2 protein-coding genes are annotated in these 10,547 nt (G+C 75.6%); both read right to left on the reverse strand.

Annotated features, from left to right (window positions below):
- On the reverse strand, positions 1-7,002 hold a 7,002-nt coding region (locus AQI95_RS45990), incomplete at its 3' end, for a type I polyketide synthase (RefSeq protein ID WP_167362002.1).
- 69 nt (positions 7,003-7,071) lie between these two features.
- On the reverse strand, positions 7,072-10,547 hold a 3,476-nt coding region (locus AQI95_RS42325; RefSeq protein ID WP_482255597.1), incomplete at its 5' end, for an SDR family NAD(P)-dependent oxidoreductase.

Below are 10,547 nucleotides of genomic sequence, written 5' to 3' on the forward strand. Positions count from 1 at the left end.
CGCGCGGCCGGAGGCCGTGCCGCGGACGAGCCCCGGCGCGTCCTCACCGGTGGCGAGGGCTTCGAGGGAGCGGAGCAGACCGGCGCGGTCGGTGGCGGTGAAGGCCGCCCGGTGTTCCAGACCTGCCCGGCCGGTGGCCAGGGAGCGGGCCAGATCCACGAGGCCGGAGCCGTCCTCGGCGACCGCGGCGGCCGCCGAGGGCAGCAGCCGGGCGGCCTGGGCGCGCAGCGCCTGCGGGGTCCGGGCGGACAGTACGCAGGGCACCGGGCCGGTGGCAGCCGCCCGGGACCGCGGCCCGTCCGTGTCGGGGGCCTGCTCGATGATGGTGTGGGCGTTGGTGCCGCTGATGCCGAAGGAGGACACCGCGGCGCGGCGCGGCCGGTCGCCGGCGGGCCAGGCCGTGGCCTCGGTCAGGAGGCGGATGTCACCCGCCGTCCAGTCCACGTGCGGGGTCGGCTCGTCGACGTGCAGGGTCTGCGGGAGCACTCCGTGCCGCATCGCCATGACCATCTTGATGACGCCGGCGACACCGGCGGCGGCCTGCGTGTGACCGATGTTGGACTTGACCGAGCCCAGCAGCAGCGGACGGCCGTCCGCACGGTCCCGGCCGTAGGTCGCCAGCAGGGCCTGCGCCTCGATCGGGTCGCCGAGCCGGGTGCCCGTACCGTGCGCCTCGACCGCGTCGACCTCGGCGGCCGGCAGCCCGGCGCTCGCGAGCGCGGCACGGATCACGCGCTGCTGCGCGGGGCCGTTCGGGGCGGTCAGGCCGTTGGACGCGCCGTCCTGATTGATCGCGGAGCCGCGGACCACGGCAAGGACGGGATGGCCGTTGCGGCGGGCGTCGGAGAGCCGCTCCACAAGGAGCATGCCGACGCCCTCGCCCCAGCCCGTACCGTCCGCCGCGGCGGAGAAGGCCTTGCACCGGCCGTCCGGGGCGAGGCCGCCCTGGTGGCTGAACTCGCTGAAGGTGCCGGGGGTGGACATCACGGTGACGCCGCCCGCCAGCGCGAGGGTGCACTCGCCGCGCCGCAGGGCTTGGACGGCCCAGTGCAGGGCGACCAGCGAGGACGAACAGGCGGTGTCGACGGTGACGGCGGGGCCTTCCAGGCCCAGGGTGTAGGAGACCCGGCCGGACATGACGCTGCCCGCATTGCCGGTCATCACGTGGCCGAGGACGCCGTCCGCGTCGGCGGACCGCTCCAGCAGGGCGTCGTAGCCGGTGTAGGAGGCGCCGACGAAGACGCCGGCGGCGGTGCCGCGCAGGGACGTCGGGTCGATGCCGGCCCGCTCGACGGCCTCCCAGGAGGCCTCCAGCAGCAGGCGCTGCTGGGGGTCCATGGCGAGGGCCTCGCGCGGGGAGATCCCGAAGAAGTCGGCGTCGAAGGAGTCGGCGTCGTGGACGAACCCGCCCGCGAAGTCGCGGCCGTGGCCGGCCGATGCGGCGGTCAGTTCGGTGGCGTCCCAGCCGCGGTTGCCGGGGAGTCCGGCGACGGCGTCGCCGCCGGTCTCGACGAGCGTCCACAGGTCCTCGGGGCTGCGGACGCCGCCGGGGTAGCGGCAGCTCATGGCGACGATGGCGATGGGCTCGTCGTCACCGGTGGCGGTGGCGGGTCCGGCGAGCGCCGGGGCGGCGGGCGCGTTGCCGAGGAGTTCGCCGTGCAGCTGCCGGGCGAGCGCCGTGGGCGTGGGGTGGTCGAAGACGAGCGTGCTGGCCAGGCGCAGTCCGGTGGCCGCGCCGAGGCGGTTGCGCAGGTCGACCGCGGTCAGTGAGTCGAAGCCGAGGTCCTTGAACGCCTTGGCGGGCTCGACCCGTTCGGCCGAGGCGTGCCCCAGTACGGCGGCGACCTGGGCCCGGACCAGTTCGAGCAGGGCTCGGTCCTGTTCGGCCCGGGTGAGTACGGCGAGGCGCTCGGCGAGCTGGGTGTCACCGTCGGTACGGGTGGCGGCGGTACGACGGCCCGCCGGTCCGAGGAGTTCTCGGAAGACGGGGGCAACCGGGCCGGGTGCCGCGGCGTCGCGCAGTGCGGCCGGGTTCAGGCGTGCGGGGACGAGCGCGGGGCGCCCGGAGGCGAGCGCGGCGTCGAGGAGTGCCATGCCGTCGGCGGCGGTGAGGGCACCCACGCCCTGCTGTTCCATGCGGCGCAGCTGGGTCTCGTCGAGGCCCGCGGTCATCGTGCTCGAGTCGGCCCACAGGCCCCAGGCGAGTGCGGTGGCGGGCAAGCCCTGATGGTGGCGGTGCTGGGCGAGGGCATCCAGGAAGGCGTTGGCACAGGCGTAGTTGGCCTGGCCCGCGCTGCCGAGGACACCGGCGATGGCCGAGTACAGGACGAAGGCGGTGACCGGCAGGTCGCGGGCGAGCTCGTGCAGGTGGAGCGCGGCGAGGGCCTTCGGTCGCAGCACCGTGTCGAGGCGGTCGGGGGTGAGGGAGGCGAGGACCCCGTCGTCGAGGACGCCCGCCGTGTGGACCACGGTGGTCAGGGGGTGCTCGGCGGGGACCGTCGCGAGGACGGCGGCCAGCGCGTCGCGGTCGGCGGCGTCGCAGGCGGCCCAAGTGACCTCGGCGCCCAGCCCGCGCAGTTCCGCGGTGCGTTCGGCGGCACCGGGCGCATCGGCGCCACGGCGGCCGAGGAGCAACAGGTGGCGGACACCGTGGGCGGTGACCAGGTGGCGGGCGACGATCCCGGCGAGGGTGCCGGAGCCGCCGGTGATCAGCGCGGTGCCCTGCGGGTCGACGGTGACGGCAGCGGCAGCGGAGGCCGGGCGGTCCGCGCGGGTCCGCCGCAGCCGGGCCACGTGGCAGGCTCCGTCGCGCAGCAGCAGCTCGGGCTCCCCGGAGTCGAGGGCGGCGGCGAGGACGGCCGTGTCGGCGCCGGACAGGTCGTCGACGTCGGCCAGGACGAACCGGCCGGGGTTCTCGGTCTCGGCGCTGCGCAGCAGGCCGCGGACGGCGGCGTTCGGCAGGTCGGCGGCGTCCTCGGCGGGTCCGGCGACGGCGCCGCTGGTCAGGACGACCAGGCGGGAGGCGGCGAACCGCTCGTCGGCGAGCCAGTCGTGCACCAGGCCGAGAGCCCGGTGCACGGCCCCGGTCAGGGTCTGCGGGGTGGTGCCGGCCGCCGACCGCGGGAGGGGGGCCAGGACGTACGCGGGGACGGGCGTCCCGGCGTCGGCCGCAGCGGCCAGGGCCGCCAGGTCGGCGTGGCGGGGGGCCGTTCCGTACCCGGTGTCGCCGAGCACGGCCCAGTCCCCGGCGGGAACGGCCGCGTCGGCGGTGGGGTCCGCCTGCGCCGGGAGCGGCACCCAGTCGAGCTGGAACAGCGCCTCGCGCACCACGGCCGGCAGCTCCGGCCGCGCGGTGGCGTCGTTCCCGGCGGTGAACGGGCGGGGAGCCAGCCGGCCGACGGTCGCGACCGGGTCGCCGAGGTCGTCGGCGAGGTCCAGGGCGACGGTGCCGTCGGCGGCGGGCCGGACGCGAACGCGCAGGGCTCCGGCACCGACCGCGTGCAGGGCCACGTCGGACCAGACGCTGCCGGGGGCGGTGCCGGCGGCCGGGATGCCGGCGGCCGGGTCGGCCAGGAGGGCCGCGGCGTGCGCGGCGGCGTCCAGCAGCACCGGGTGCAGGCCGAAGGCGTCCGCCTGCGGGGCGTCCTCGGGGAGGCGCACCTGGGCGTAGTAGGCGCCGTCGCGGTGCCAGGCCGCCTCCACGGCCCGGAAGAGCGGGCCGCGCCGCGGACCCGGGGCCCGGCCGTCCGCGTCGGCCTCGTTTCCCGCCTCGGCGTAGAGGCGGCCGAGGTCGACGGCTTCGGCCCCGGCGGGCGGCCACTGGGCGAGGTCGGCGGGGGCGGCCTGCGGGGCGGGGGCGCCGGGGCGCAGCACACCGCGGGCGTGGCAGGTCCACGTACCGTCCTCGCCGGGTGCGCCATCGGGGCGGGCGGACACGGTGAAGGCTCGGCGACCCTGCCCGTCCGGCTCCTCGACCAGCACCTGGAGGCGTACGCCGCCGTCGGCGGGCAGCGCGAGCGGGGCGTCGAGCGTCAACTCCTCGATGTGTCCGCAGCCGGCCTGGTCGCCCGCGCGGACGGCGAGTTCGACGAAGGCGGCGCCGGCCAGGACGGCCGTACCGGACAGGGTGTGCTCGGCGAGCCAGGGCTGAGTGCGCACCGACAGTCGGCCGGTGCACAGGACGCGGCCGGACCCGGCGAGGGTGACGGCGGCGCCGAGCAGCGGGTGGCCCGCTGGGTCGAGTCCGGCGACTGAGAGGTCACCGGACTCGGCGGCACCGGGCGCCAGCCAGTAGCGCTCGTGCTGGAAGGCGTAGGTCGGCAGGTCGACGCGGCGGGCGCCGGTGCCCGCGTAATACGCGCTCCAGTCGACGGCTGCGCCGCGGGCGTGGACCCGGGCGAGGGCCGCGAGGGCCGTTTCGGGCTCGGTGCGCCCGGCGCGCAGGGCGGAGACGAAGGCGCCCTCTTCGGCGTTGATGCAGTCCTGGGCGAGGGCCGACAGCACGCCGTCGGGGCCGAGTTCGAGGTACGTGGTCACGCCCGCGGCCTCCAGGACCCGGACACCGTCGAGGAAGCGGACGGCCTCCCGGACGTGGCGGACCCAGAACTCGGCCGAGCCCATCTCGTCGGTGACGGGGGCGCCGGTCAGGTTCGACACCACGGGGATGCGCGGAGCGGCGTACGTCAGGGACTCGGCCACCTCGCGGAAGGCGTCGAGCATGCCGTCCATGTGCGGCGAGTGGAAGGCGTGGCTGACCGTCAGTCGCTTGGTCTTGCGGTCGGCGAAGGAAGCCGCCACCGCGAGCGCGGCGTCCTCGTCGCCGGAAATGACGACCGACCGGGGGCCGTTGACGGCGGCGATGCCGACTCGGTCGGTGAGCAGGGGCAGAACCTCGTCCTCCGAGGCCTGGACCGCGATCATCACACCACCCGACGGCAGCGCCTGCATCAGCCGGCCACGGGCCGCCACCAGCGTGCACGCGTCCTCCAGCGAGAACACCCCGGCCACGTGCGCGGCCGCGATCTCACCCACGGAGTGACCGGACAGGAAGTCCGGCGTCAGGCCCCAGCTCTCCACGAGCCGGTACAGCGCCACCTCGACCGCGAACAGCGCGGACTGCGCGTACTCCGTACGGTCCAGAACGGCCGCATCGCCGCCGAACAGCACCTCCTTCAGCGGCAGTTCCAGCCGCATCCCCGCACACACCGCGTCCAGCGCCTTCGCGAACACCGGGAAGGCGTCGTACAGCTCACGCCCCATCCCGAGCCGCTGGCTGCCCTGGCCGGTGAACAGGAAAGCCGTCCGGCCCTCGGCCACGGTGTCCGTGACCAGGCCCGCGGCCTCCTCCCCCGCGGCCAGCGCCGCGAGGGCGCCGTCGAGGTCGGCGTCGGTGCGGCCGAGGAGGACCGCCCGGTGCTCCAGGGCGGCGCGTGTGGTGGCGAGGGAGTGGCCGAGGTCCAGGGCGGAGGATCCGGCGGCCGCCCCGCCCCGGGCGGCGATCAGCCGTGCGGCCTGGTCCCGGAGGGCGGCGGCGCTGCGGCCGGACAGCGTCCAGGGCAGCAGGGCGGGCCGGACCGGGACGGGGGCCGGGGCGGCCTCCTCGTCCTCGGGGGCCTCCTGCGGCGGGGCCTGCTCGATGATCGTGTGGGCGTTGGTGCCGCTGACGCCGAAGGCGGAGACGGCCGCGCGGCGCGGGGCACCGGTCTCGGGCCAGGCGACGGCCTCGGTGAGGAGCGAGACGGCTCCGGCGGACCAGTCGACGTCGGGGGTGGGCTCGTCGACGTGCAGGGTCTTGGGCAGCACCCCGTGCCGCATCGCCATGACCATCTTGATGATGCCGGCGACGCCCGCGGCGGCCTGGGTGTGGCCGAGGTTGGACTTCAGCGATCCCAGGCGCAGCGGCCGGCCCTCCGGGCGCTCCTGCCCGTACGTGGCGAGCAGCGCCTGGGCCTCGATGGGGTCGCCGAGGCGGGTGCCGGTGCCGTGGGCCTCGACGACGTCGATCTCGGCGGCCGAGAGGCGGGCGCTCTCCAGGGCCTGGCGGATGACGCGCTGCTGGGAGGGCCCGTTGGGCGCGGTGAGACCGTTGCTCGCACCGTCCTGGTTGACGGCCGAACCCCGGACCACCGCGAGCACCGGGTGGCCGTTGCGGCGGGCGTCGGAGAGCCGCTCCACGAGCAGGACGCCGACGCCCTCGGACCAGCCGGTGCCGTCGGCCGCTGCGGCGAAGGACTTGCAGCGGCCGTCGGCGGCGAGGCCGCGCTGGCGGCTGAACTCGACGAAGACGTCCGGGGTGGGCATCACGCAGACGCCGCCGACCAGGGCGAGCGAGCACTCGCGCTGCCGCAGGGACTGCCCGGCAAGGTGCAGGGCCACGAGGGAGGAGGAACAGGCCGTGTCGATGGTGGCGGCCGGGCCCTCCAGACCGAGGACGTAGGAGACGCGGCCGGAGAGCACGCTGGTCGCGCCGCCCGTCAGCAGCAGCCCTTCGAGTCCCTCGGGAACCTCCCGCAGGTCGGCCCCGTATCCCATGGCGCCGGCACCGATGTAGACGCCGGTACGGCTGCCGCGCACGGACGCGGGGTCGATTCCGGCGCGCTCGAAGACCTCCCAGGAGGTTTCGAGGATCTGGCGCTGCTGCGGGTCCATCGCGAGGGCCTCGCGCGGCGATATGCCGAAGAATCCCGGGTCGAACGCGGTGGCGTCGGCGAGGAATCCGCCGCCGGTGTTGTAGAAGGTGCCCTTGCGGTCGGGGTCGGGGTCGGCGAGGGAGCCGATGTCCCAGCCGCGGTCCTCGGGGAAGCCGGTGATGGCGTCACCGCCGCCGTCGACCAGCCGCCACAGGTCCTCGGGGGACCGGACGCCGCCGGGGAAGCGGCAGCTCATCGCGACGATCGCGAGGGGTTCGTGGGCGTCCTGCTCGACCTCCTGGAGACGGCGGCGGGTCCGCCGCAGCTCCGTGGTCATCCACTTCAGGTTTTCGAGAAGCTTTTCTTCGTTCACGCCGGCCACTGGAACGTCACCTCCTGGAGAAATGCGGATTGCTTGCGGTCATCGGATCGGGCATCACGATCAGGCTTTTCCGAATTCGTTGTTGATGATGTCGAAGAGGTCTTCGGCGGACGCCGATTCGATGGCGGATTCCTCGTCCTGCGCGGCGTGGGCGGCACGGTCGGTCCTGGTCCAGTCCGCCAGGAGCGTTTCGAGCCGTGCCGTGACGCGGGCGCGTTCGGCGGCGTCGTCCTCGGGGACCGACGAGAGGATGAACTCCAGTTTGTCGATCTCCGCGATGGCCGGGAGCGCGGGCGCGGTGTCCTCGCCGAGGAGTTCGGCGCGAACGTGGGCGGCCAGGGCGGCGGGGGTGGGGTGGTCGAAGACGAGGCTCGCGGGCAGGCGCAGTCCGGTGGCGGAGCCGAGCCGGGTGCGCAGGTCGACCGCGGTGAGCGAGTCGAAGCCGAGCTCCTTGAAGGCGCGGCCCGCGGCGACCGTGGCGGCCCCGTCGTGACCGAGGACCGCGGCGACGTGCTCGCGGACCAGGCCGAGCAGGGTCCGTTCGGCTTCGTCGGGGGTCATCCCCCGCAGCTCGGCGAGCAGCCGCTCCGGTCCCGCCCCGGTACCGGCGTCGCCGCCCGTCCCGGTGCCGTGCTCCGGCTGTCCGGCGGCCAGTGCGCGCCGTACCTCGGGGAGGTCGGCGATCAGCGGGCGCGGACGGGCCGCTGTGAACGCCGGGGCGAAGAGGTCCCAGTCGACGTCGGCGACGGTCACCGTCGTGTCCCCGGTGTCGAGGGCCCGCTGGAGGGCGGCGATCGACCTTTCGGGGTCCATCACCGGCAGGCCCCGGCGGCGCAGCTGCTCCGCCGCCTCCTCGTCGGCGACGAGCCCGCCCTCGCCCCACGGTCCCCAGGCCACGGCCGTGGCCGTCAGGCCGCGGTCGCGGCGCTGCTGGGCCAGGGCGTCGAGGTGGGCGTTGGCCGCCGCGTACGCGGCCTGGCCGCCGCTGCCCCAGACGCCGGCGATGGAGGAGAACAGGACAAAGGCGTCCAGTTCCGTGTCACCGAGCAGTTCGTCGAGGTGCTCGGCGCCGGTGACCTTGGCGGCGAGGACCGCGGCGAGGTCGCCGGGGCCACTCTCGGCGAGCGGGGCGTACTGGCCGACACCCGCCGTGTGGAACACGGCGGTCAGGGCCGGGCCGGAGCCGTCCTTGCCGAGGGATGCGAGGAGCGTACGGACGGACTCGCGGTCGGTGACGTCGCAGGCGACGGCCGTGGCCCGGGCCCCGAGCGCGGCGAGCTCGGCGATCAGCTCGTCGACGCCCTCGGCCCGCGGCCCGCGGCGGCCCGCCAGGACGAGGTGCTCGGCGCCGTGCGCGGCGAGCCAGCGAGCCACGTGCGCGCCGAGCGCACCCGTGCCGCCGGTGATCAGGACGGTTCCGCCGGCCCGCCAGGGGGTGCGGTCCTCCGCCACCGGGGCGGCGTGGCCGATCCGGCGGGCGAGGAGCCCGGCGGACCGTACGGCGACCTGGTCCTCGTACGCGGACCCGGACGCGGTGTCCGTCGCGCCGAGCACGGCCGGCAGCCGCTCCAACGCCCGGCCGTCCGCGCCGACGGGCAGGTCCACGAGACCGCCCCAGCGCTCCGGGTGCTCCAGGGCGACGACCCGGCCGAATCCCCAGATCTGTGCCTGTGCGGCGCTGCGTACCCGGTCGGCGGGTCCGGTCGCGACGGCCCCGGCGGTGACGCACCACAGCGGTGCGTCGACCCCGGCGTCCCCGAGGGCCTGGACGAGCGCCCCGGTCAGCAGCAGCCCGGCCGGTGCGGCCGGGTGCGCCGGGTGCGGGGCCTCGGCGAAGGCCAGGAGCGACACCACGCCGTCGGCCCGGTCGCCGGCGAGCGCGGTGTCCAGCAGACCGGCCACGGCGGCACGGTCGGCCGTGGCCGCCTCCAGGACGACCTCGCGTACGTCGACGCCCTGGGCCCGGAGGGTGTCCGCGATCCCGGGGAGTGCGGAACCGGTCCCGGCGGGAGCGGTGGTGACGACGAGCCAGGTGCCCGAGGGGCGCGCGGTCGTCTGCGGGTCGCCGAGCGGCTTCCAGGTGACGGCGTAGCGCCAGCCGTCGACGACCGAGCGCTCCGTGCTGCGGCGCCGCCAGGCGGACAGGGCCGGGAGCAGGTCGCTCAGTGGCCGGTCGGCGTCGATCTCCAGGGTGGCGGTGAGGGCGGTGAGGTCCTCGTTGTCGACGGCCGCCCAGAAGGCGGCGTCGACCGCACCGCCGGCCGCGGCTTCGGCTTCGGCGACCGCCGGGCGGGCGGCCTCCTCCAGCCAGTAGCGCGTCCGCTGGAAGGCGTACGTCGGCAGGTCGACGCGGCGGGCGCCGGTGCCGGCGTAATACGCGTCCCAGTCGACGTCGACGCCGTGGGCGAAGGCCTGGGCGAGCGCCGTTGTGACGGCCTCGGCCTCGGGGCGGCCCTTGCGCAGTGCGGGGACGACGAAGGTGTCGGCGGTGTCGGCGGTGAGGCATTCCTGGGCGAGGGCGGAGAGCACACCGTCCGGGCCGAGTTCGACGTACGTCGACACACCAGCGGCCTCAAGCGCCCGCACCCCGTCGAGGAAGCGAACCGCCTCCCGGACGTGACGCACCCAGAAGTCGGCCGAACCCATCTCGTCGGAAACAAGCGCGCCAGTCAGGTTGGACACGACCGGGATCCGGGGCGCCGCGAAGGCGAGCCCCTCGACGACCTTGCGGAAGTCGCCCAGCATCCCGTCCATGTGCGGGGAGTGGAACGCGTGGCTGACCGTGAGCCGCTTGGTCTTGCGGCCCCGCGCCTCGAAGACCGCCGCGATCGAGGCGGCCTCGTCCTCGTCGCCGGCGATGACCACCGACTCCGGGCCGTTGACCGCGGCGATGCCGACGCGGTCGGCACCGGTGAGGAGCGGCAGGACCTCGTCCTCCGCAGCCTGGACGGCGATCATCGCGCCACCGGCCGGAAGCTCCTGCATCAGGCGGCCCCGGGCGGCGACGAGCGCACAGGCGTCGTCGAGGGAGAACACACCCGCGACGTGCGCGGCGGCGATCTCACCGATGGAGTGGCCGGAGACGAAGTCCGGCCGCAGACCCCAGCTCTCGACGAGCCGGAACAGCGCCACCTCGACCGCGAACAGCGCGGGCTGCGTGTACGCGGTCCGGTCGAGCAGCTCAGCGTCGGTGCCGAAGACGACGTCCTTCAGCGGGAGTTCGAGCAGTCCGTCCATCCGGGCGCAGATCGCGTCGAAGGCATCGGCGAAGGCCGGGAACGCGTCGTACAGCTCACGGCCCATGCCCAGGCGCTGGCTGCCCTGACCGGTGAACAGGAAGGCCAGGGCACCGGCGTTCACGGTTCCGCGGACCAGCCCAGCGGCGGACTCGCCCGCGGCGAGCGCCTTCAGCGCGGCCTGGAACTCGGCCCGCTCCCCCGCGACCACTACGGCGCGGCGGTCGAGGGCCGACCGGGAGGTCGCCAGAGAGTACGCCACGTCGGCGGGTTCGGCCCGCTCGTCCGCCGTGACGCGAG

This window comes from Streptomyces yokosukanensis, assembly GCF_001514035.1.
Classification (GTDB): Bacteria; Actinomycetota; Actinomycetes; order Streptomycetales; family Streptomycetaceae; genus Streptomyces; species Streptomyces yokosukanensis.